We start from the raw sequence: 21,933 nt of genomic DNA on the forward strand, positions 1-21,933 counted from the left end.
TCACTAACCATGACAAAATCATGATTAAGAAGTCACTTAGAGCATATATCACCGGTGACATACACATCAATATTACTCATATGGAGCAGGCTGTTCAGCACTTCCTCAAATCGTGGCATGAACTGCACTTCATCCAGAAGCAGATAGTATTTACCATCGTCTTTCATGGCATCCTTGATGTACTTGAAGCATACCTTGGGATCTCTTAATTCCTCGTTCTCAATACCATCCAATGCAATTTCAATAATATGATCAACATCAACGCCGTTCTCCAGTAAGTATCTCTTAAAGATGGTAAACAGCAAAAAGGATTTGCCACATCTACGAATGCCGGTAATCACCTTTATCATTCCATTATCTTTTCGCTCAATCAGCTGTTGTAGGTAAGCGTCTCTTTTAATCTCCATTGTTACACTCCCCATTTCCGTGCATCTGCACGTTTTTTAGTAATGATATTCTATCACAAAACAAGTTGAATTTTAATATCCATTCCCATTTTATGTGCATCTGCACGTTTTTATGTATTGTTTTTTCCCGGGGTCAGGCACTGGATGCTTTCAGTTACCAAACTAAAGAGGCACTCTTTCATTATGAACACTTTTCCATCAAATATAAAACAAAAATTCAACTCTACTATTCCGGATATGGCAGATCATCCTGGGCTCTTTACCCCAAAAAAGTACTTGCGATGTAGCATTTATATTATTACTAATAATACTATCATTTATGATTATCCTAAAACAATAGAATGCACGCTCTGCGAGCATTCTATTGTCATGTATTCTTCTTCCGGTTTATTGTTGTACTTATACTTTGCCATAACAACAAGGTATCCGTTGTCCCACTCCTTCACAGTTATATATCGCTCTGATCATACAGTATATCCAACCGTGGTGCTATTTCGCGTATATCGCTCCAACGATTTTTCCTCGAATACCGCAGGGCAGCAGCTTGCAGAGCAGGCTAAGGAACTTGTACTGCGCTCCTGCCACACAAATCGGCTTGCACTTCTTCTCTGCGATTTTCGCGATGTATGCACCGATCACTTCCGGGTTCGCGCCATTCTGCTCGTCTTTCTCCATCTGACTAACACTGCGTGAGATTCTGCCTCCGTATTCCTTGTCGCCAACGATTACCTTCTGCCGTGCCTGCGTGAAGCCTGTGTGGATATCACCCAGCTCAACAACTGTCACCTGAATACCATAAGGCTTTACCTCATTGTCCAGCGCGCAGGAGTACGAGGAAATCGCCGCTTTGCTGGCGGAGTAGCTTCCCTGCTTCCGAAAGAATCTCGCCTACTGCCTTCTGAACCGCATTTTCATCGGTCACATCCACGCTGATGTGTTTTATTCCGTCCTGCGGTACATTTCGGCGGCTGAATTCATAGACTGCAAACCCAGCATTTTTCAGTGCCGCGGCCGTACTGCGTCCGATGCCGGAACTGCCTCCCGTTACAAGAGCTGTTTTCATTGCTTTTCTCCATTTTTTTCATCCTTCGTCAATGTCGCCATAAGCAGTTTTCTGGATTCCTGCTGGAATGTAATCATCTCATTCCAATGGCTATTTCGTACCGCCGTGCTCAACTCCTGGCGAATTTCCTCATTTGGCACAAAGGCTGTTCCATTTTCTTCGTTGTATCCAAGATAGCCCAGATGAATCAGATAAGTTATAACGTCATCCCTGTTCTGAATTTTCGCTGGATCATTCTTAAAGCTTGCTGTGTTGACCTCGACCTCTGCGCCAGATAGCATCTCAATAATAGCCGTTTTCAATCCGTCAAAGTTCATACAAATCAACGGAACCACAACCTCATACGAGCCAGTTTCCGACCAATAACTTCTGAACTTTCCTTTTGTCATCAGGCTAACAACTGCTTTGGGATTATAGACCTGATAGCCATCCAGTAAATATCCATCGTACCATTTCTTCACTTTTTCAAAATCTCTGTTGTACTCTTTACAGAGGTCTTTCACTTCATTTTCAGTGAAGCCAATATACGGTGCCAATCCGAACGCCTGAAGCATTGTGAACTCGTCAAGATTATTTACCGCAGACTGAGCTTTTTCCTTTTTTATTGGCAGAATTCCCGTAAGATAAGCAAGTTGGATATATTTTGTCGGCTCAGTTCCCTTGAACATCCCACGCAGGAAGTTAATGTACTCATCCTGAATGGTTTCGCTCATTTCACCGTCTCGAATCAGAACATCCCATTCATCAATAATGATGATGAACTTTTGACCGGTTCTTTCTTTGACTCGTGATAGAGCGTCCGGAAGTCTTACCCCCTCTGCCGGAAGAGTTCCCGGGTAGATTTCCCGAAGCTCATCCAATACGCTTTTAGTGATAAATGGAACCACTTCATCAGCGTTTCCGCAGTTGGCAAGAAACCACTGAATATCAATATGAATCACATCGTACTTATTGAGGTGCCGCTTAAAATCTGATGCTTTTGCTATTTCCAGACCAGAGAACATTTTCTCCGAATCGCAACCCTTGCTATAATACGCCGCCAGCATATTAGCTGCATATGACTTTCCAAATCTCCGAGGACGACTATTGCAAATATAGCCATCCATCGTATCAAGAACGCTATTGGTAAAATTGATCAGTCCGGTCTTATCCACGTATATTCTGGAATTCAGAGCAACTTGAAATGCACTGTTATCTGGATTAACAAATCTTCCCATGCAGTTCAAACTCCTTTCTGGAGCTGTCTCTTATAAAAGGCTACAACTCACCCATTGTGCATTGATTTTACCATTTAGCAGGTCAAATAGCAAGTCAACAAGTCCACGTACTGCCACTGTGCTCACGGCGGGCGCCAGTCACCTTAAATTTTTCATTGCTTATCAGTCTTTTGCTTCGGATGCTTCATCTTCTCCTGCACTTCGTCTGGTACATCGATCAGGCCGAATCGGTAGAACATTCCGAATATGTAAGTTACGCCTCGGATATCCCCCAGAGCCTTTGGCCTATCCACTACTTTCTCTTTCCTATTTCCCAGTGCCAGCAGCACCGAGCTCCATGCCAGACTTTTGCTGTTCTTTCTGCGGTCGATCCAGAGCTCCTTTGTGTATTCGCCGTTCTTACCTTTGCGTACCTCATAAGAAAACGGCAAGCCGGAATAGGTTTTAAATTTTACCCCAGCATAGGCCACAACTACGCTCCAGAAGTTTTCTTCTGTCGGATCAGCCCTCCATCGCTTCATTGCTCTGTATCTCCGCTGCCGCTCTGCTCCAACACTAATCTTCTCTTTTTCCGTACCTGGAAAGTACACGCCTTTTTTATAAGGCAGGTACGAGGTGATGGATGCTTTGGAAAGGTCAAGGGCTGCTGCGGTTGATAGCAATGCGGTTTTATAGTCTTGTGTTTCCCGGTACTTTTCAAAAGCGTCCTGCACCTTCTCCGCCACATCCGACTCATACACACCGGCCGTGATGAGTAGCTTCCGTACCTTGATTGGATTTAATCCCAGCTCATCGGCAATGGCCTGCAAGGACATCTCAGAATCATAAAGCGCCACAGCACTTTCCATCTGCTCTTTCAGGTTCTTTCCGGCATTGAACTCCGGCTTCAGCTTCTTTCGACCGCCGCCGGGCTTCCGTGGTTTATATGCTCTTTTCTCTCCCATATTATCCTTTTCTATTTCCATCACAATCTATATGACATCCTTCAAAATATACCGTGTGAACTCCTGAAGTTTCGTTTGTCCACACGGCATGATTTTCTCATGGGCGAAGTTCCTTGACGATAGTCTGAAACTCCTGCTCTGTATCCACAAAATGATAAGGTGCATATTCGCCATATGCTGTTGGCCTGCTGATTGTTACAAGCTGTATTCCCTTATAACCAACGACCTTATTCAATTCCCTCTTTAATTCTACCAGATGCTTTCCATGCGTTGTTTTCAGAGCAAAACAGCCATGTGCATCACGATCTTTCGCTACCAGATAACACATTATTCAGCACCTCCTTCATATTGTAGGACTTAAGATCTTCATTGATGCCGGCAGCCTGCTTGCGGACGTTTGGCTCGGCTAGGTCGAATGCTTTCAGAATCGACTTCTGCGTTGCCGTCACTGCGTAATCCATAGAGTACTCGCGGTCGATGTGCCGCACGATTTCGATCTTTTCAAGTTCGTGGATCGCGGCAGGCACGGTCATGTAGTTCTCTTTGTGATGTGTTTTCAGCATCTGTTCCTTGAGCAGGAAGTGCATCCGGTTTCGAATGATCAGTGCTACAAACTCGATGAAGATCTTTGCATGTAGCGCCTCATTGGTCTGGCAGCGCATAGTTCTGTCACCGAGGAAGGTTTTATCTTCCCTGAAGAGTTCTTCGGATGCATCCCGGCTCTTATAGAGATCGAGTGCATCCGAAGAACTCAACTTCTCGGATGTAATGATGACGAAGTACCCACACAGAGATATCTCCTCATCGATGACCTCATAACGTTCCCGGCCATACATAAACTTTTCGTCATCCTGACCTTCATGATAAAAGATCAGATCGAAATACCTGCCGAACTCCTTGGAGAGATTCAGCTTCATCCCCTGATGCTCGCGAAGGTACAGCGCCATCCGGTCGATCTTTTCTTCTACATTCTCTCGTTCGGAAGTCTGCTTCCATTCGTTATAGAAAATGTGGAAATAGCGCTTCTTCTCATCCGAAGGATACAGCTGGTGCTCCACGGTGAGTCCATTCACCTTGTAATCACGCAGGCTGAACTCACGCTTTTCTTCGAAGCTGCCTTTGACCGACAGGACGAGATCACGGACCAGAGATTTCATCCCCTTCATCATGATGATGAACTCGTAACCGTTCTTATCCATGAAGTGGATGTTTTCTTTGCTGAAGTATCCTCGATCAAGGATGAAACCGACCTGACGGTATCCATAGCCCTTTGCCTTCTCCAGCATCTGCTGGAGCTGAGAGACATCGACGATGCTTCCGGGATACTCCTCATAGTAAAGAGGCTCGGAGTTGTTATGGTCATAGGCGATTGAGTAGTTCAGGACCGGCTTTCCGTCGTCATCCTTCGGATGACCGATCTCGACACACTCCAGATCACCTACCTGGCAGTTCTTGTTGGTCGAATCATACGTGATATAGATCTTTTCACGGTGATCATGCCGGTTGTTCCATTCATTCTGGAAAGCGATGCACTGGTCTCTCGTAATACTGTTAATAAACGAAGAGACCTTGGAATCACTGTACAGCTTCATCCCCTGCGTAAACAGCGGATGATTGTACGCATAATCCGGATAGTACTGACCGGCGTTGTTTTCCGTAACGATGGAATATGCTGCCAGATCCAGGAAGAGACCAGCTTCCTTTCCAATCAGTCGTCCGATGATCTCATCCAGATGATACTCGGCAATGACCTTGCGGATCACGATGAATGCTCCGATTCTGAGACAGGCGCTCCGATCAGCGATTTCCCGGGTCTCCGGAAGTACCGCTTCAGGAAAGTATTTTAGGAAGTTAGTGTTTGGATACATCGTCTCAGCAGAAGCATCCAGGCACTTGCCGATCGTCGTATTCTTCGGAACGGTGTAATGCTTATCCGCACTGTACTTGCGATCGTAAGCGTAGTAAATATAGGTTATTCCACGAATTGTTTTCCGTGTGATTCCATGTCTGGAATCAGGAATTTTGACCTCATAATCGAGATACATGGTGCCCTCCTAACGAGAGTTAATTATCGAGGAAGTTCACAGACATCGACGCCTATGATACCTGTCTGAACGGCTATAAACACTGCTATGCCAACCAGACGCCGCAGAGGGCTTTCGTCAACTGCAAATATCACGATCCGGTCTCTCCTCTTCTGCTCGGCCATCTGCGTCCCATCATCCGGGGAACGTAGAAAAGCTTTCTGCAAAAGGGTTCTCCCCGAAAGGGCAGATCCGAAACGGATTTTCAGCAGCTATCTCTTTTTTAGGAGGGACTCTGTCCGAACAGGTATAGGAGCAAGCAGCGGAATCCGGGAAGCGGCCGCCGGCCGTTTCCCGGAAGATCTGTGAAAGGAAAAAATATGATAAACGTCAAAGATCTCAGCCAGCGTCTGCTTTCTGCCTGCGGAACGCTCCATCGATGACCTAACGATTCTTTCTTTTACCGTCATGCTTCAGGCAGTACCGGTACGGGACGCCATCCGGGATTTTTTATAATTTAAACCGTTTCTCCTTCTATAATCTGAGGTCTTATATAGTTTTTGTAATGCACTTTTCTTCCGGAAGCTTTTTCATGCATAAGTTCTATACATTTTTCTCCCTGTTGTTCCGGAAAAAGATTGACTGTTGCCAGACTGTTTTTTATATACTTCCGGCTATTACAACCGTCGATTCCCAGTAATGCTATTTTTTCCGGAATTCTATATCCCTTTCCAGTCAGAAATGCATACATTCCCAATGCCAATTCATCATTAAAGCAAATTACTGCCACTTTCTCCGTTACCACTAGGTCCTGCATGTACTTTTTCGCAATTTCCTGTCCGATCGAAAAGGCATCTTTTCCTATGGAATTTAAACTTTTTATTGTCTGAACTATATCAATATCCGAATTATAAACATTTAATCCGTCAACATATAAGACCTTCGGAGTCAGCATGCTTTCTTCCATTTTGCTCATGTAAGCTTTTATGCGAATGTTATCCAGATCGTCAACTGCCGATGCAAACCATATTTTTTTCTTTCCCTTTTTTCTCAAATAATGAATCGCCTTATTTAAAACCTCTAACATGTCCACTGTTACACAAGGCAAAGCCTGACAAAGTTTAAAAGAAGAACCGGTGTACAGGTACATCATAAAAATATCATTTCTTTTTCCATAGTTTTTGAGATAATACTGGGCTATAAATTCATTTGAAAAAACTATCCCATTGGAAAAATGTTCTATATTGTCAAAGTCAAATTTGCCGCACAGGACTACCCTCATATCATACTGTTGTGCCTTTTTTACCATACCTCTATATACCATGATATAAAATGGATTCAACAAATCCTCGACAAAAAAAACGATTTCCTTGACCCCCGTCTTTTCGTTATCCGGAAAATATGACAATGATTTATATTTTAATTTTTCCAAAGACTCCTTGACTTTTTTCCTGCTCTTTTCCGAGACGTAACCCTGATTGTTAATTACCCTTGAAACTGTGGCAATACTTACATTAGCATCTTTCGCAATTTCTTTATAACGGACCATGTAAAACCGCCTCCTTGCTCCCGTACTTTTTGCTACGTATAAATTCTACAATATTGTCATATGGCAATGCAACCCTATAAATCAGAACCAAAGTCCATGGCTTTTAGACCTCAAATGGAGATTTTCCTTCACACCCGGGGAAAAATTATGTGTAAATTTTTTCATATTTTTCCATGTAGTATTTTCAAAATAACTGTATTATATTTCTTTATAAGCAATGATCATTGTGCTATTTGATTATATTATTTCACAAGCGTAGAAGTAATTTGGTACATTTTTCTATTAGGAGGAGGTTGAAAAATGGGAAATTTTTTTAAATCGATCGCAGTTCTTTTGTCTGTTCCGTTATTGTTATCAGGCTGTAATTCTTCCGCGACTTCTGCTGAAAATCAACAAAGTAGCATTCAGGAAGAGGAGAACCTGTCCGACAATGCAAACGAAAATACCTCTACCGAAGCTTCAAAAGAACAGATCACATTAACCTTCAGTTACTGGGGAGACAAAAATGAACTCGCCTGTAAGGAGGAATTGATCAAAGATTTTGAGGCAGCGCATCCCAACATCAAGATCGAAGCAACCTATACGGACGGAGTAAGCTATCATACGAAGCTTCAGACATTCTTTACCTCCGGAGCGGCCCCTGACGTCATAAGCATTGCAGGCGACATCATGTATGATTTTGCTGAGGAAGGTGTCTTTGAAGATCTCACACCATATATTGAGAGAGATCAGGTTGCCGGGCAATGGGCAGATGGTTCTCTTGATATTTTTACCAAACATGGGAAAATATATGCTGCTCCTTATGTCAGTAAGGTTTTTGCTATGGCGTACAATAAGGATATTTTTGATGCAGCAGGATTAGCATATCCGACCGAATCCTGGACAGAAGAAGATTTCGTCAATATTACCCGGCAGCTGACGACTGGAGAAGGGGTGAATAAAATATACGGGACCAAGCTTACTGATGGTTCCAAAATGATACGGGATCTTTATGGACAGATGCCCCTGTATGATGTGGAAAATAAGAAAATGCAGGCAGAAGGGAATGATTATTTTAAACATGCGTTTTCTTTATATACCGATTTAATCATTGGCGGATATTCTCCTTCTGATCTGGAAACAGATTCCATAGGCGGCGGATTTGAAACCGGGAAGTTTGCCACAGCACTCTGTGCTACCTGGGATATAAACAGCTGGGAGGAGTTGATCGGAGATTCTTTTAAATGGGACGTTGTACAGTTACCTTCCAATACAGACTATGGCCCATGGACATATCCTGCTTACACGGATGGAATGGCCATTTCCAGCACATCTGAGCATAAAGAAGCGGCCTGGGAGTTTATAAAATGGAATACCCTTTCAGAAGAATCGCAGGAAAAAATTTCTCAGCTTGGCGTTCCGGTTTTAAAAAGCTATGTGGAAAGCGACAATTATCTGAACGATTTTCCGAACAGCTACGCCGTCAAATACAATAAAGAGGCTTTTGCAGATATGATGAATCGCGCGGCCGGTCAGGAAAGCCTTGGAATATGGGCTGAAATAAATGACGAATTAACCAAGCAGTATAATGCTGTCTCTTTGTCAGAGACGACTGTGGATGAAGCAATCGCTGTCCTGCAGAAAAAAGGTGAAAGCGTTCTCGAATAACTTGAAAGGGACAAGGCGAGATGGAGTTATATGATTTCATCATATAGCTTCATCCGCCTCCCGCAAAATCAATACACCGTTATGAGGATTATCTGTATGACCAGAAAAAAGAAACATCAATCTACTTTTTTAAAAAAAGAAGAACGCGCATTCTGGGGATTTATTTCTCCCTGGTTAATCGGTTTTATTTTACTGACCTTTGGTCCTATGCTTTATTCTTTTTATGCATCCTTTACAAATTGGAACGGTATCAAGGCTCCGGAATTTATCGGATTGGAAAATTATAGAAGAATGTTCATGGACGATGAAAAATTTCTGATAAGCCTGAAAAACACTGCAGTATATACCGTCATATCCGTTCCGGTAAATCTGATCATTGCTCTTGTGCTGGCAATATTATTAAATCGTCCATATCGCGGCCGAACAATCTTCAGATCGCTTTTATATCTTCCTTCCGTATGTGCCGGCATTGCGATATTTATCGTGTGGACAAACCTATTTAATCCATATCAGGGATTCCTTAATTATCTGCTTTCTTTAATAGGAATTACCGGACCAGATTGGCTTCAGGCCCCCAAATGGGCAATGCCGTCATTGATACTGATGAATGTTACATTCTGCGGATCAACTATGCTGATTTTTTTGGCAGGACTGCAAAATGTTCCTGAAATGCTTTACGAAGCTGCCAAGGTAGATGGTGCCAATACCATACATATGTTTTTTAAGATTACCTTGCCGTTGGTAAGCCCCGTGATTTTCTATAATCTTATCATGTCCATGATAAGTGCTTTACAAATTTTTACTCAGCCCATGGTCATGACCAAAGGCGGGCCTATCGATGCGACATATGTATATGGACTACATTTGTATAACAATGCTTTTCGCTATTTTGACTTTGGATATTCCTGCGCTTTATCATGGGGACTATTTCTTGTGATAATGCTTCTCAGTCTTGCGATCATACGTTCTTCAAATGTATGGGTTTATTTAGAAAAGTAAGGAGACCGTTGTATGAAACATACAAAAAAAGCTCTCTTTTTCAGATTATTATGGTACATTATAATGATCTTGGTATCACTTGTTTTCTGTTTCCCTGTTTTATATTTAATCTTTACCGGATTTAAAACTCCTCAGGAAACCGTGGCCTTTCCCCCTACACTGATTCCTAAAAAATGGACCTTATCCGCATATGAAGAAGGGCTTTCTTCAGGAATTTTCAGCAAATATCTGCTGAACAGCATTTTCGTTTCCGGGATGGTCGTAATAGGAACAGTCAGCAGTGCAGCTTTAGTCGGTTTTGGCTTTGCCCGATTACGTTCCAGAATGAAAAATTTTTTGTTTATGCTTGTTCTTGCAACAATGATGATCCCGAGCAGTGTGACTTTGATTCCCGTATATTCTATTTATTCCAAAATAGGATGGATCGATACCTACCTTCCTTTGATCGTTCCTGCTTTTACAGGAGGGGGCGCATTCTCAATCTTTCTGATAAAACAGTTTTTTGAGGCAATTCCAAATGAATTGGTTGAGTCTTCTAAAATTGACGGTGCAGGATGGTTTACTATTTTTTGGAAAATGTTTCTTCCAAACTCAAAGCCTGTTCTTTTGGTAGTAATAATCTTTGCATTTGTAAACAGCTGGAATGATTTTTTTGCGCCATTGATTTTCTTAATCAATCCGGAAAAATTTACCGTTGCCATCGGACTGAATACTTTCAGAAATTCATATGGTGCCGCCATGGATATTGCTCCCCTTATGGCAATGGCAACTTTGTCAGTACTTCCAATTCTTCTTCTTTTTGTTTTTGCTCAAAAATATTTTGTCCAGGGAATCACAACCACAGGATTAAAGTAAACATTTTCCAGGAAAGGAGAAATCTATTATGAAGCTTTTTGAGTATTTCAACAGTGAACCGAGGTGGTTCAGCTTCGAAAATCCAGATGCCAAAAGAGGTGCAGCGGCAAAAGAAAATCATGGTGCAAAGGGCCATGCTTTTGAATATTTTTCTCAGGGAGAAACCAAAGTGCTCGCGGATTTTTCCGGAATGGGAGTTATCCGCAGGATCTGGATAACGTTCGACGGCCTTGATGACAAAAACATTGCGGCAAGAATCTTAAATTCCGTTTCTATTCAGATGTATTGGGACCATGAAGATAGACCGTCCGTTGATGTACCTGTAGGGAATTTTTTCCTGTTCGGAGCCGGAGCCTTAAAACCTTATGAAAACGAACTGTTTTCCTCTCCGGAAGGCCGTTCCTTTGTCTGCTATATTCCCATGCCATTTTGTGAGCATGCCAGAATACAGCTTGTAAATCGGACCGGCTTTGATATAAAACGGCTATACTATGATGTAGATATGACTCTGGAAGATGTCGAAAATCCTCTCTATTTCCAGACAGTCTATAAAGAAGTGTCGAACGAGCTCCTGCATGATATTACCATTTTTGATAAATCCGTTGGGAAAGGCCGATTTTTAGGAATGAACGTTACAGCCATCTTTAACCCTGACTATGAAAAGTACTGGTTTGGGGAGAGCGAAGTTAAGGTCTATTTCGATGGAGATTCCGATTATCCCACTTTAGCCGGAACCGGAGTCGAGGACTATATCGGAACTGCATGGGGACAGAATGAATTCATTGGCCGTTATCAAGGATGCATCACCTTTAATTCAGAAAAAACCAGTTTTTATCGGTTTCACATTGTGGACCCCATATTTTTTAGAAAAGGCTGCAAAGTTACAATGCAGACAATAGGCGGAGCGCCCAAAAAAGAAGTTTTAAGATTTTTAGCAGAAAACAAACAGCTCTGCCCTGTCACTGCGGATGTTGATGGACATATTTTGCACCTTTATCGACAGGAAATCGAATGGAACAAAATCCCCGATGATTCCTGGGTGAATTTCTACAGATGCGACACCTATCATACCGTAGCATATTTATATGTAGAACGCTGACAAGCGGAAAAGAAAGAAGGGCGATGACCGGCTTCATTGCGAAGCAGCGGGCATCGCTCTTCTATATTTGATTATTCCGGGGATCTCATAACACCGGATTGCCGGTATCCGTTCCTTCGGAACAGGGGTACATTTGAACCGTAATATTCAATTTAGAGTGTGGCATAAAAAGACTAATTAGCCAAGGCGCAGGATTTGACGTTTACCGGGGTCAGGCACTGGATGCCCCAAATTTTCAAAAGGAGAACATCTTTCTTGTAAAAAAATAAAGGCACCTATTATTAGGTGCCTTTACGCCAAATACATGGCTACTGGCTTCCGTACGCCAGCTTTACCGTACTATTATTATACACGGTAGCCTTAGAAATGCAAGTCTTTTTATAAATTCATCCAAACTTTTAAATTTTTTCGTCCCATTTTTGCCAATATTTTATCTGCGATTTCTTTTCTTCTCTTTCCTAACATCTTCAAATAAAATAAAAGAATTTCCCTTTTTATATCAGAAACGGTTCCGAATACACGAAATATTCTCACAACATCTAAATAGTTTATATCTCCATGTGATAAGTTTGCTTTAACAGTTATATCATTTAAATAATTCAGTCCTTTACTTCTCTTCAATCTAAAGCGTGTAATTAACTCTAAATGAGCACATTGATTTCTAACTTCTTTTAATACAAATAATGCTTGTTCGAATAAATCTGCATCGACCAATTCAAGTCCAAAATCTTTCAACACCTTTTCTTTTACTGTATCATCCAAAAAAATAAATGTATAATACAAGCTTCCTAACGGCAGTGCTTTTATTACTACCCAAAATGGAGGATTCTTGTACTGCCCAACATATTCCCTCTCTAGCTTCAGCTCATCAATAAAGGACTTTCTCTTTACTTTTCCATGAACATCTACTTGCGTTTGCCGAAATAAATCAAACCTTAAAAATATATTCTTTAAATGTACATCTGTCGGTTTTTTATAATATTTCGGATCTGTATAATTCATGGTATCTTTTGCCGATGAACAATACTTGCTTGTAAAATTATACGCTATTGAAGTGCGCAATCTCGATTCTATATCAAAAATTTTAAATAATGTGTCTTTTTTCAACGTCAAATCAAAAAAATACAAATCTTTAAAATCTTCAAAGTAAATATTTTCATATTCCTTTACTCCCACATTTTTCTTAAGTAAAATACTTTCAAATCCATTTATTACGTCGAAATAATTGTATTTTTTTAATATATCTACAGCCTTCTTTTTATTTTTAAACTGCAATCCTCTTTTCTCAAGACCTTCAATTTGCTCATCTATTGTCCTAAAATCTTTAGTATCCGGCATATATTTACCTCAAAATAATTTTTATTTTCTGTCTTACCGTATATCTATTTCCGATTCTTGATTATCATTTTGAAAATCTTGTATATATCTTTGTCTGCTTAAATCCTGTGCTGCCTTTTCGCTCGAATTTTCCCATCTATACCAAACTCCGCCAAGCAACAACAGTATCAGAACATCTCCAATAAACATCACCAGATTGTCCTTTATAAAATTCCGGAACGCCCATTTTACCGTCCTCGATGTTTTCCAGTGTATAATTACTTTAACACCATCTATCAACACCCCTATTACATTCATGAATATGAAACCAGTAATTATGCACTGACCTCTTTTCTGTCAAGCAAGGACATCTCTTTCTTGCTCCCGTGCCTGCATCCCTGAATATTACGGTGCGGCAGCGCCGCCAGTCCGGTGTGGCTGGAAGGCATGATCAGTTCCAAGCGGAATCAGTGCTCAGGTCGAGCGGAATTTGCACATGCGCTTTAGCCTCCTCTAAAAAACTAATAGTTTTTTCGTGTCATTTAGAGTGTGGCATAAAAAAACTAATTAGCCAAGGCGTAGGATTTGACGTTTACGCAATGTGTGCGCCGCTTCGATTTCCAGCGCCGATTACAATCAACTTATCTGACCAGGCGCTGATAAGTCGGTTTCTTCGTGGAAAAGTATACTGGCTCGGACGAACTCCAGGCGGATATTCAGATAATAAAAGGCCTTTCTCCTCTATCCTTTCCATCAGTCGAATATATCCTTTTTTCCTGTGGTCAGGCACCGGATGCTCCCCGGATGCTATGAATGCATCTATTCCCTGTATTGCAAAACTCCTTACCACGGTAGCCACATCGCATCATCTTCTATCATTCTTCCATCCTTCTGCTCCTGCATAATATATTTGTGTCCTGTATCTGCAACAAATTTCCGATAACGCATTACACTATTATTTTTAAAATAAGCCAGTGTCTTCGACACCATTGTGATCTTATCATCGGAAAGGCCGATCATTGTTCGGTAACTGCTCCAGCGATATTCCTCCGGATATTTGACCATGCCTGCTTTTACCGGGTTCAAATGTATATACCGACTGGTCTGCAAAAAATAGGAGTCCTCTTTTACCAGACAGGATTTATATCGTCCCTCAAACACATATTGCAGTTCTCCTCACTCCACGGTGCATCAGATGATAAATTGCACCTGGAAACCATATTCTCCTCTTTCTTGCCATAATCCTTTCGTTTTTCTGTTGAAACACATCGTTTTTTATCACATTGTCATCTATGATTTTCTGCAAAAAATGAGGGACTTTCTAATTCCCTCATTTTCTCCGGCGTCACTCTTGCTCTTTGAGGTCACAGATTTTTATGTCTATATGCTTTCCCAGGGCGTTTGCATATTTTTCCAGTACTACAAGCGTAGGAATCCTGCTTCCGCTCTCGAATCGCGCCAGATTCGATGACAACACTCCCATAATGTCTGCGATCTCCTGCTGAGTCATATTCTGGCGATGTCTTTCCTCCACCAGCTTCTTAATGATTTCTGAGGAATGATACAGCATCCGTTCCTGTATTTTCTCTGTATATACAAGTACCCTTCTCTCGCGTGCTTCCTTCTCTGCGATATAACTTTCTATATTGTACTGCATAGATTTTTCTCTCCATCACCCGGTTGCTTTTTGTAAGCGTATCATCTATGACATGGTTATACAACCACTTTTTCTTTTATTCTTCCGATTTCATAGAAATTTTAGAGTTTTTTTATTGTTTTTTCCCGGGGTCAGGCACTGGATACTTCTATAGTAAATCAGCATATCCTAATCTCACCAATCTGGAACATCCCTTCCTCTTCAACAACATCTTCCGGATGGATCACAAAACAAATTTCTTTTATCTGAGTCAATGCCTTACTGCGCATCTCTTTTAACGGTATGCTCAATTTATTTTCTCCATAAACTACCGGCAGCTTAAACGTTTCTAAAACACTCTGGCCCGTGTATTTAAACTCTACATATATCCTCATCAAAGAATTTGTAAAACTGGTCAGCACAAATGTAAATTCCGCCGCATCATTGAAATCCAGATAACGCCCAAGATCAATCGTATCTACATATTTCATAACCATACTTATAAAACTGGGCTTTTTTACCTCCATCTTCTCATAAGGGTTCACATTATAATTAACGATGATTGCATTATCTTTGACACTATAACTTACCACATCTTCTTTCCGCTTAAAATCAATGCTGTCATCAAAATAAGTCCCTATTCTTGCCAGCTCTACGATATTCTGCTTTGTCAAAAATATTTGATCCAATTCAGCTTTAAAAGAATGCAATTTCCTGTTTACTCCCGCTCCAATATGGACACCTTTTTCTGCCGACAGATATTCCAGCAGGCTTTTTATATCATCCTCATCATTCATTTCACCCGTCTGGATATTCGCCATAGGCGTCCCAGATAGCGCCTGTCCCCTCGTGACAGGATGTAAAGCAAACGGCATGATATACTCTTCCCCTTCCTTTTCGTACTTGTTGAAAAAATAGGAATATGCAACCCCCAGCTCAATCATGCAAAATCTGCTTTCATAATATTCTTTGCTCAAAACCGGAATAAATAAGGCACTGGAATTTAATTCTTCAAAAATGGTTTTAATAAAGTCCTTTCCAACCTTAATGCTCCCATTTTCTGAGGAGCAAAAAACCTCAATCTCACTGCTCACAGATTCCAAAAATTCTGCAAACTTTAATACAACTTCCTTGTTTTTCGTTGCGTGACTGATAAAAATACGCATATTCGGTTTCCCTCTCAAAATTGTTTCCGCTTATTGATATACTGCCAAAAAGCACTCAACTATCTCCTACTAAATCAACTTTTCTTTTTTTAAGGCGTTCTCCCCAGGCTCTTCCCTTCTCACCAAAATTACTGATGATATACTCCCTGCATTGTTTTGTATATGCGTTTTGTTCTTTCACTTTCTGCAGATATTGTGTATTTCTGGCACCAAATACATTTTTCATTTTCGAAAGTCGCTGATGCCTTGTACAGCATTCCTTGTGCTGCTGCATATATTCATTTTTTTTCTGCCCGGTTGCGTTTGCAATCTGCCGATTCAAAAAATTTATCTGTTCACTTAATTTGTCACATTCGGTTTTATATTTTACATAAACATCACGTATACTTTCCTGCTGCCGTTTTATGCTATCCGCCAAAGTAAATGATGCATAATGCACACAAATCCAGTGATGAAAATCTCTTTTCTTCCTCAGATAATTCCATTTATTCTTTATTTCGTTTTGAGAATCCTGTATCTTCCTTTCTATGCGCCCTAATGATTCAGCTCCCTGCGATTCCAGTTGTCTTTCATTCTGGTTAATGAGGACCTGCAATTCGTCTAATCTGCGGTACAGATTCGAGAAATCTAATTGTTCCTCCGTAGGTAAAGAACTTAATATCTCATTTCTGTAACCACTGTCACCAAAATCACTTTTTATTCTCCGAGCCGCCCTCCTTTTTCTTGCTTTCGACTTATTATGTACATGGATACCAATAAAGGTAATAACAATAAGCACAAGAACTACTCCAATGATTCCAAGAAGTATAGGTAAAGATATCTTTTCTGAAATACCTTCTCTCAAAGTGTCCATCATATAATCCTCCTAAAATCATTACGTATTTTTATATATTCTTCAAAAGGCACATAATCTGGTTCAAGCAGTTTATCCACCACATCAATCAAAGCAGCAAACCGCATATCACTCAGCCTGTCCGTATTATCAATAATCCTGCCGCAGATCATCTCAGCCGCATGAATTTTGCTCAGTCCCCTTTGGTTCAGGTCATGCAGCATCTCCCTATACGCCCCACAAACCATCTCTTCTTCACGCAATACATCTCTGTATCTTTGGTCCATTCCAGCTGTAACAGACTGCGTATAACGATCTATTTCCCTTATGGCATGATAGGTTTCCTCCTCCATTCTCCGTGAAGCATAACGGAAACTTTGGCCGATTTGGTCTACCTTGTTCTGATATTGCCTGTCAACATAGAGCGTCAGCACTTTATTCTGCAGTTTATATTGGTTATCCACTTTCTGTGCTTCCAAGTCTAACCTCCTCATCTCGACCGCCGCTTTTACCCTTGCTTCTTCCAAACTGTTTGTATATTTGACCATCCTTCTTGCTTCCTTTTTTCCCTGCATCAAGGCATACATCTGAAAAACAGAATTGATCGTAGTGCATACGGTGCCAACCGTACCATCCATGAGTAAATGTGCCACCTCCATAACCCTGTCAAACCCATCTTTTTTCTTTTCCGGAAATGCATCCAACACCGCCTGTGCGTATGGCATTACATCATAAGCCATGATATTCCCCCTTCTGCTTCAGTAGTTATCCTTATTGTACCACATGTTAAAAAACGGAGAAAACTATAATGCAGAACTTTATCAAAAATCTGACTTACCACCTGTGGATCGTGAGATTACCGTAGAGCAGGCACTCATGATCGCCAGAAACCAAGGTTATAAGATCAAGTCAGCAACTGCATAGCCTTAATATATACAATATTCAATTTTTAAAGCGGCCACCGTAAGATGGCTTATTTGTGATGCGATTAAGGTAATGGATACCCTCTACTTCTTATTTTCAATCTTATCTCCTTTATTTGTTTTCCGGGGCCTTGCCGCCCCTTTCACATAGCCAGATTTTCAGGTGCTTTTATAACCATCTGCATCAGGCTTTTTTCATCGTGACCGGGATGTTTTTCTTCCGGGCATATTCCAGCTCCTGCTTCATTCCTTCCGAAAGCTCCGTACCGATCACCCACATCTCATCTGCCTCGTCCAGCCACAGGCTGCCGTAAGCCATACCGAGAAAACGCTCGAACAGCTGGTCATCATTGAGCATCTGTGTAAAATAAAGGTGTGGTGCAAGCGGCAGATACCCGGCATCGATTGCAAGCCTGCAGGCTGTCTGTGCTTTTTCTACATTCCGCTTTCGTTCAGCCTCCGGGTTCTGTCCAATCGGCCGATACGGCGAGCAGATATATACTTTTTTCATTTGTGTGCGCTCCTTTCTGGGGGCTTGTCGCCCCCTTACACTTAGTCAGGTTTGAGGGGTGAAATTATAACCCCATACCCTTACGAAGATTTTTGAGTGCTGCATCCAGATGCTTATGGACCATCGGCTGGGAACAGTTCATCTTCTCTGCCATCTCCGCCTGTGTCTGATCCGGATCTTCATAGAAGGCATGCTGGATCACTTCTCTCTGCTTATCCGTCAGCTTCTTCTTTGTTTCTTCCAGCTTCCTGCACAGTTCCTCTTCCCGTTCCTCTGCCTCCTGCACATCCGTAAAATCCGGTGTGACTGCTTTATTCTCCCAGTCCGTACCATCGTTACTCAGGCTGAAATCACTGTGGCGCTGTTCGCGGCTGTCGCTGTTGTGATCCAGACGGTGTGTACCAACAACATCCAGGGGCATTGCCCACGGGCCATTCATGTACTCCGTTTCCGGCACGATCATAATGAGGTGCTTCTGTCCATCGCGGTCTGTCTTGACTCTGTGTTTGCATCCTGCTGTAACATTCAGGCCGCCTTCGTCTGCATACACACACGGGTATTCAATCTCCGTGCAGCGATCCACTGCATAAACCGTGGCGTGTCCACTGCGGCTGTAGATAAACAGACCGCTCTTATAAATAATGAAGTGTGCGCCGGCCACATCGCCATCAAACACGATCTCCTCATCGGAGTTACGCAGTTCCTTGGCAGTCGGGAGCTTTGCCAGCCCCTTTGTGCTGCCGACCAGTTTCTTCAGTTCCTTAAAAGTTGTCTCTTTGCAAATTGTCATAATGAAATCTCCTTTTTTGCTGAAGCGCGGCGAAGGAGATTCCAAGAAAAAACGGACTGGGTAGAGACTTTACCCAATCCGTCCACGGAGCCTGTCTGATTGATGGCATGGCGAATTAAGGGTGGTCTCCACGGAGATGCTCGGATGTCTTGTCCATCTTTGCATCTTCCGTATGAAAATCATCCTTCGCCATTTGCGCTTTAAATTTCAGGCTCAGTTTATTTTGTTTTTCAACCAGCTTCCTTTGGGATGACTGGTTTGCCACCCACGGGCTTTCGCTGACTGCCCTCTGCTATGTAATTCTCCACTAAGGAGCTCTCGTTCTCTGCATCTGCTGCTCCTCCTTTCTAGCCAGCCAGATTTTCTGGGTGGTTTTATAACCATCTTGGAAAAAAGCTTTTTATTTTCCATATCTCCAGTTCTCTATGGCTCTGGTTTTTTATGGCAGGATATGATATGTTAATTTCAGAAGTGTTTGTATTGGTTTGTGTGTGTTACACACCATTTGCTTAGTGCTTGGGATCACTTCTTTTCTCTTTACAAGAATAATCTTGGTGTTCCTCTTGCTACGCTGCAAGTGTTAGCAGAGTTAGCCGAGTTAGCCATTTTGAAAAATGAGGACAATCATGGAAAAACGATGTTCACCTTATCTCTGCGGTGGTGTGTTTTTCTTATTGCTGACAGAGGCAAAAGGAAAACCCGCTTCTCGCAGACAACTGCAAAGCGGGTTAAAAGACCGTGTTTCAAATAAAAATATACTTGAAGCACTTATTCAACTTATCGTACCATCCTTCCATCAGCCTTCAGCTGGAAAGACTTTTGAGGTCGATACATCAGACTATCGGGCGTGTAAGGTTTCACATGGAGTAAATCTCCCTTTTGATGACACCACAGAGATTGATGGATTTAACAATCGGGTCAAATCACAATATCAAAGCGTGGCACACCAAATGGATGCACTCGTTGACAATTTTCTGCATACTGGCTCCGATGAGAGGATGCGTTGGCTTATCCAGGCAATTCTCACTCTGCTTTCGGAAGATCACTCTGTCACCGATGACACTCTTTTTTATCTTTCTGAATCTCCGATTTCTAAGAAAGAGCTTCTGACCCTCGACCACTACTGTCTTTCTTCGCTTCTTCTTGCTGTATGGCACTATATTGTTGTGAATCATCCAGATAATGAAAATGGACGTGCAACTTTTGAACGATTTCACGAACGTGCAGATGAAGTAGGTGCCCGTTGGAAATTTATCAGTCCAATCGGAAAAAACTATCCGCGACAGATTACATTTGATCTGTTCTCTGTTAAATCAACGGAAATGAATGAAGAAAACAGCGGCAGTTCTGCGAAGCATACTGACTATAACGAACCGACTGTTGAAGTCTACGAGGCTCCTGTTACAAATCCGCTGACTGGTGAGCGTATCCTTGCACAGTTCCATGTTGAAGCAAAAGACGGCGGTATTGCAGCTGGCATCGTGTATGGCGGCATAAATATTGGAGATCGGAGGAAGAAAAACGATGAGTGACAATGAAATTGCAAAGCAATCACAGGGTTTGCCCTCCATCAATGTTCATGCCGAGCATGAAGGTGTTGCCATAGGATATACAGATTCTGTAAATACAACCTTAAATGTAGTGCTGGTCGATGGAAAAAAGAGCCCACTCAGTAAAGACTACTATGCTTTATTGATGGCATATGACCCCTTTGAGAAAGACTATGTGCTGGTTTCAAAAGACCGCGTACTTACAGAATACATACAAAATGATGTCAAAGCGAAGTTTAGTGATTTGACCCCAGAGGAGATTACCGCCATCAAGGAAATTCCAGCTGTCATAAGCTGTGAAGCGGATGGCAACGAATCGCAGCAGGCCGTGTTCGCATTCATTAAAGATATTCGGATTCAGGAAAACGGAATCAAAGTCTACTTTCAGAAATATTTTCCTTTTCCTTATTCCGTTCTCCGCACTTACCAGCAGGAACTGGCACTCCATCTGTTTGAATACACACGCACACATTGGACTATTAAAAATGTTGATTTGATTGAGATTCTACAAGATGCCGGAGTCTTTCCGGGGAGGTATAGCGAAAGATGGCCGATAATTTAATTACTACCGATCACAACCTGCCGGTTCAGGCATCTCAAATGACAGTCACTGCAAGCGGCAACGGTGTGGCAGCAGGCATTGTTCAGGGCGGCATCAATATACAGGAAGCGCATCTCGACCTTACAGCGCAACAAGCTCTCGCCCTGATTGCAAAAATGGCCGGGCCTAAAATGGAACCCCATGCAGCAGAATGGGCCCTGCTCAACACTGACATTTTTAATGTATTTGTTATTGAAAATGAACGATATGACTGTGGAGCTTTTTGCATTGACAGGAAAACCGCACTGCAAAAAAACACCAGTGCCCGATATCGTGACCATTTTAAGCCATTAACCCCTGCGCTTATTTCGGAGCTTCTAGCCATGCCTTGCCTGTTTGCCAGCCGTAATCAGAACTTCAAGACAGCCTTGCCATACTACCCTGCTTTCGTAGGGAAACTGACTGAAATCGTCTGTCAGGGAAAAACGATCAAATTTAAATTTATTACATGCGGTCAATTCTACCAACAATATATTAACGAAAACATCCATACATTTAGCCTTCTTTCTACCAGTGTCAGAAATCAGCTTGATGAAGAGCACTGGTGCATTCGACAGGGTAACCTGCTCCAGATTGCTGCAAATGTAGGAATCGAAATCAGATAAGGAGAATCCTATGGAAGAATTAAAAGATAAATGGTTTAACATTGAAGATATTGCCGAGTACCTGAGCATCACGCAGGATACAGCCCGGACATGGGTAAGAGATGGAAAGCTACCTGCTTATAAAGTGGGAAAGCGATATAAATTCAAGCTCAGCGAAGTGGATGAATGGGTACGAGAGGGAAAAATAAAGGAGTAGAA

23 protein-coding genes and 2 pseudogenes are annotated in these 21,933 nt (G+C 41.9%); 8 read left to right on the forward strand and 17 right to left on the reverse strand.

Annotation, left to right across the window (positions count from 1 at the left end):
- Positions 1-50: 50 nt before the first annotated feature.
- From ACLTOQ_RS11025 to ACLTOQ_RS11060, 8 genes and pseudogenes are all read right to left on the reverse strand, one after another.
- Positions 51-407 (reverse strand): annotated as a pseudogene (locus ACLTOQ_RS11025) (ATP-binding protein); the annotation flags it as partial.
- Positions 408-896: 489 nt separating this feature from the next.
- Positions 897-1,193 (reverse strand): hypothetical protein, encoded by a 297-nt coding sequence (locus tag ACLTOQ_RS11030; RefSeq protein WP_337598682.1) that lies wholly within the window; start codon positions 1,191-1,193, stop codon positions 897-899.
- Positions 1,194-1,215: 22 nt separating this feature from the next.
- Positions 1,216-1,470, reverse strand: a complete 255-nt coding sequence (locus tag ACLTOQ_RS11035) for an SDR family NAD(P)-dependent oxidoreductase (protein ID WP_337598683.1) — start codon at positions 1,468-1,470, stop codon at positions 1,216-1,218.
- A 20-nt stretch (positions 1,471-1,490) separates the two neighbouring features.
- Positions 1,491-2,687: pseudogene (locus tag ACLTOQ_RS11040) on the reverse strand (AAA family ATPase); the annotation flags it as partial.
- 152 nt (positions 2,688-2,839) lie between these two features.
- Complete coding sequence (locus ACLTOQ_RS11045; RefSeq protein ID WP_412319402.1) at positions 2,840-3,655, reverse strand: hypothetical protein; 816 nt, start codon at positions 3,653-3,655, stop codon at positions 2,840-2,842.
- Between the two features lie 73 nt (positions 3,656-3,728).
- Positions 3,729-3,959, reverse strand: coding sequence for a DUF6718 family protein (locus tag ACLTOQ_RS11050; protein ID WP_412319404.1), 231 nt, complete (start codon positions 3,957-3,959; stop codon positions 3,729-3,731).
- Positions 3,931-5,676, reverse strand: coding sequence for a transposase (locus tag ACLTOQ_RS11055; RefSeq protein ID WP_412319406.1), 1,746 nt, complete (start codon positions 5,674-5,676; stop codon positions 3,931-3,933). The genes ACLTOQ_RS11050 and ACLTOQ_RS11055 overlap by 29 nt, the downstream gene beginning before the upstream one ends.
- A 496-nt stretch (positions 5,677-6,172) precedes the next feature.
- Entirely contained in the window at positions 6,173-7,204 is a 1,032-nt protein-coding gene (locus ACLTOQ_RS11060) for a LacI family DNA-binding transcriptional regulator (protein WP_412319407.1), read from the reverse strand.
- A 300-nt stretch (positions 7,205-7,504) separates the two neighbouring features.
- Here ACLTOQ_RS11060 and ACLTOQ_RS11065 point away from each other — a divergent pair, with 300 nt between their 5' ends.
- The 4 genes from ACLTOQ_RS11065 to ACLTOQ_RS11080 all read left to right on the forward strand — a co-directional run bounded on the left by ACLTOQ_RS11065 (position 7,505) and on the right by ACLTOQ_RS11080 (position 11,804).
- Positions 7,505-8,851, forward strand: a complete 1,347-nt coding sequence (locus ACLTOQ_RS11065; protein ID WP_412270666.1) for an ABC transporter substrate-binding protein — start codon at positions 7,505-7,507, stop codon at positions 8,849-8,851.
- Between the two features lie 96 nt (positions 8,852-8,947).
- Positions 8,948-9,850 (forward strand): carbohydrate ABC transporter permease, encoded by a 903-nt coding sequence (locus ACLTOQ_RS11070; RefSeq protein ID WP_412270665.1) that lies wholly within the window; start codon positions 8,948-8,950, stop codon positions 9,848-9,850.
- A 12-nt stretch (positions 9,851-9,862) separates the two neighbouring features.
- Complete coding sequence (locus ACLTOQ_RS11075) at positions 9,863-10,705, forward strand: carbohydrate ABC transporter permease (RefSeq protein WP_337598691.1); 843 nt, start codon at positions 9,863-9,865, stop codon at positions 10,703-10,705.
- A 28-nt stretch (positions 10,706-10,733) separates the two neighbouring features.
- On the forward strand, positions 10,734-11,804 hold the full coding sequence (locus ACLTOQ_RS11080) for a glycoside hydrolase family 172 protein (RefSeq protein ID WP_337598693.1): 1,071 nt from the start codon (positions 10,734-10,736) through the stop codon (positions 11,802-11,804).
- 378 nt (positions 11,805-12,182) lie between these two features.
- Here ACLTOQ_RS11080 and ACLTOQ_RS11085 read toward each other — a convergent pair whose 3' ends face one another.
- The 9 genes from ACLTOQ_RS11085 to ACLTOQ_RS11125 all read right to left on the reverse strand — a co-directional run bounded on the left by ACLTOQ_RS11085 (position 12,183) and on the right by ACLTOQ_RS11125 (position 18,979).
- Positions 12,183-13,142: an Abi family protein gene (locus ACLTOQ_RS11085; protein WP_412319408.1), complete on the reverse strand. Its 960-nt coding sequence runs from the start codon at positions 13,140-13,142 to the stop codon at positions 12,183-12,185.
- A 571-nt stretch (positions 13,143-13,713) separates the two neighbouring features.
- Positions 13,714-13,875, reverse strand: coding sequence for a DNA-processing protein DprA (locus ACLTOQ_RS11090; protein WP_412319478.1), 162 nt, complete (start codon positions 13,873-13,875; stop codon positions 13,714-13,716).
- Positions 13,876-13,964: 89 nt separating this feature from the next.
- Positions 13,965-14,282, reverse strand: a complete 318-nt coding sequence (locus ACLTOQ_RS11095; protein WP_412319409.1) for a hypothetical protein — start codon at positions 14,280-14,282, stop codon at positions 13,965-13,967.
- 184 nt (positions 14,283-14,466) lie between these two features.
- On the reverse strand, positions 14,467-14,778 hold the full coding sequence (locus tag ACLTOQ_RS11100) for a helix-turn-helix domain-containing protein (RefSeq protein WP_412319410.1): 312 nt from the start codon (positions 14,776-14,778) through the stop codon (positions 14,467-14,469).
- Between the two features lie 158 nt (positions 14,779-14,936).
- Positions 14,937-15,923 carry a toll/interleukin-1 receptor domain-containing protein gene (locus ACLTOQ_RS11105; protein WP_412319411.1) on the reverse strand — a complete coding sequence of 329 codons (987 nt, stop codon included), beginning with the start codon at positions 15,921-15,923 and terminating at the stop codon, positions 14,937-14,939.
- A gap of 55 nt (positions 15,924-15,978) precedes the next feature.
- Entirely contained in the window at positions 15,979-16,779 is an 801-nt protein-coding gene (locus tag ACLTOQ_RS11110) for a hypothetical protein (protein WP_412319412.1), read from the reverse strand.
- Positions 16,776-17,495, reverse strand: a complete 720-nt coding sequence (locus ACLTOQ_RS11115; RefSeq protein ID WP_412319413.1) for a hypothetical protein — start codon at positions 17,493-17,495, stop codon at positions 16,776-16,778. The genes ACLTOQ_RS11110 and ACLTOQ_RS11115 overlap by 4 nt, the downstream gene beginning before the upstream one ends.
- Positions 17,496-17,862: 367 nt before the next feature.
- Positions 17,863-18,189 carry a hypothetical protein gene (locus ACLTOQ_RS11120; protein ID WP_412319414.1) on the reverse strand — a complete coding sequence of 109 codons (327 nt, stop codon included), beginning with the start codon at positions 18,187-18,189 and terminating at the stop codon, positions 17,863-17,865.
- Positions 18,190-18,253: 64 nt separating this feature from the next.
- On the reverse strand, positions 18,254-18,979 hold the full coding sequence (locus ACLTOQ_RS11125) for a sigma-70 family RNA polymerase sigma factor (RefSeq protein WP_412319415.1): 726 nt from the start codon (positions 18,977-18,979) through the stop codon (positions 18,254-18,256).
- Positions 18,980-19,605: 626 nt separating this feature from the next.
- On the opposite strand from ACLTOQ_RS11125, the gene ACLTOQ_RS11130 reads away from it, so the two are divergent.
- From ACLTOQ_RS11130 to ACLTOQ_RS11145, 4 genes are read left to right on the forward strand one after another with little or no spacing between them, the layout of a single operon-like run.
- Positions 19,606-20,511 carry a hypothetical protein gene (locus ACLTOQ_RS11130; RefSeq protein WP_412319416.1) on the forward strand — a complete coding sequence of 302 codons (906 nt, stop codon included), beginning with the start codon at positions 19,606-19,608 and terminating at the stop codon, positions 20,509-20,511.
- Positions 20,504-21,091, forward strand: coding sequence for a hypothetical protein (locus ACLTOQ_RS11135; RefSeq protein WP_412319417.1), 588 nt, complete (start codon positions 20,504-20,506; stop codon positions 21,089-21,091). Before ACLTOQ_RS11130 ends, ACLTOQ_RS11135 begins: the two co-directional genes overlap by 8 nt.
- On the forward strand, positions 21,076-21,735 hold the full coding sequence (locus ACLTOQ_RS11140) for a hypothetical protein (protein ID WP_412319418.1): 660 nt from the start codon (positions 21,076-21,078) through the stop codon (positions 21,733-21,735). The genes ACLTOQ_RS11135 and ACLTOQ_RS11140 overlap by 16 nt, the downstream gene beginning before the upstream one ends.
- A gap of 10 nt (positions 21,736-21,745) precedes the next feature.
- Positions 21,746-21,931 (forward strand): helix-turn-helix domain-containing protein, encoded by a 186-nt coding sequence (locus ACLTOQ_RS11145; RefSeq protein WP_112483476.1) that lies wholly within the window; start codon positions 21,746-21,748, stop codon positions 21,929-21,931.
- Positions 21,932-21,933 lie beyond the last annotated feature (2 nt).

It is taken from the genome of Gallintestinimicrobium sp. (assembly GCF_046968865.1).
Classification (GTDB): domain Bacteria; phylum Bacillota; class Clostridia; order Lachnospirales; family Lachnospiraceae; genus Gallintestinimicrobium; species Gallintestinimicrobium propionicum.

Excerpts from the sequence above, each read along its gene's own strand:
- ACLTOQ_RS11035 (WP_337598683.1), bottom strand. The coding sequence starts at position 1,470 with ATGAAAACAGCTCTTGTAACGGGAGGCAGTTCCGGCATCGGACGCAGT.
- ACLTOQ_RS11050 (WP_412319404.1), bottom strand. The coding sequence starts at position 3,959 with ATGTGTTATCTGGTAGCGAAAGATCGTGATGCACATGGCTGTTTTGCT.
- ACLTOQ_RS11055 (WP_412319406.1), bottom strand. The coding sequence starts at position 5,676 with ATGTATCTCGATTATGAGGTCAAAATTCCTGATTCCAGACATGGAATC.
- ACLTOQ_RS11060 (WP_412319407.1), bottom strand. The coding sequence starts at position 7,204 with ATGGTCCGTTATAAAGAAATTGCGAAAGATGCTAATGTAAGTATTGCC.
- ACLTOQ_RS11065 (WP_412270666.1), top strand. The coding sequence starts at position 7,505 with ATGGGAAATTTTTTTAAATCGATCGCAGTTCTTTTGTCTGTTCCGTTA.
- ACLTOQ_RS11070 (WP_412270665.1), top strand. The coding sequence starts at position 8,948 with ATGACCAGAAAAAAGAAACATCAATCTACTTTTTTAAAAAAAGAAGAA.
- ACLTOQ_RS11075 (WP_337598691.1), top strand. The coding sequence starts at position 9,863 with ATGAAACATACAAAAAAAGCTCTCTTTTTCAGATTATTATGGTACATT.
- ACLTOQ_RS11080 (WP_337598693.1), top strand. The coding sequence starts at position 10,734 with ATGAAGCTTTTTGAGTATTTCAACAGTGAACCGAGGTGGTTCAGCTTC.
- ACLTOQ_RS11085 (WP_412319408.1), bottom strand. The coding sequence starts at position 13,142 with ATGCCGGATACTAAAGATTTTAGGACAATAGATGAGCAAATTGAAGGT.
- ACLTOQ_RS11090 (WP_412319478.1), bottom strand. The coding sequence starts at position 13,875 with ATGGAAAGGATAGAGGAGAAAGGCCTTTTATTATCTGAATATCCGCCT.
- ACLTOQ_RS11100 (WP_412319410.1), bottom strand. The coding sequence starts at position 14,778 with ATGCAGTACAATATAGAAAGTTATATCGCAGAGAAGGAAGCACGCGAG.
- ACLTOQ_RS11105 (WP_412319411.1), bottom strand. The coding sequence starts at position 15,923 with ATGCGTATTTTTATCAGTCACGCAACGAAAAACAAGGAAGTTGTATTA.
- ACLTOQ_RS11110 (WP_412319412.1), bottom strand. The coding sequence starts at position 16,779 with ATGATGGACACTTTGAGAGAAGGTATTTCAGAAAAGATATCTTTACCT.
- ACLTOQ_RS11115 (WP_412319413.1), bottom strand. The coding sequence starts at position 17,495 with ATGGCTTATGATGTAATGCCATACGCACAGGCGGTGTTGGATGCATTT.
- ACLTOQ_RS11120 (WP_412319414.1), bottom strand. The coding sequence starts at position 18,189 with ATGAAAAAAGTATATATCTGCTCGCCGTATCGGCCGATTGGACAGAAC.
- ACLTOQ_RS11125 (WP_412319415.1), bottom strand. The coding sequence starts at position 18,979 with ATGACAATTTGCAAAGAGACAACTTTTAAGGAACTGAAGAAACTGGTC.
- ACLTOQ_RS11130 (WP_412319416.1), top strand. The coding sequence starts at position 19,606 with ATGGAAAAACGATGTTCACCTTATCTCTGCGGTGGTGTGTTTTTCTTA.
- ACLTOQ_RS11135 (WP_412319417.1), top strand. The coding sequence starts at position 20,504 with ATGAGTGACAATGAAATTGCAAAGCAATCACAGGGTTTGCCCTCCATC.
- ACLTOQ_RS11140 (WP_412319418.1), top strand. The coding sequence starts at position 21,076 with ATGGCCGATAATTTAATTACTACCGATCACAACCTGCCGGTTCAGGCA.
- ACLTOQ_RS11145 (WP_112483476.1), top strand. The coding sequence starts at position 21,746 with ATGGAAGAATTAAAAGATAAATGGTTTAACATTGAAGATATTGCCGAG.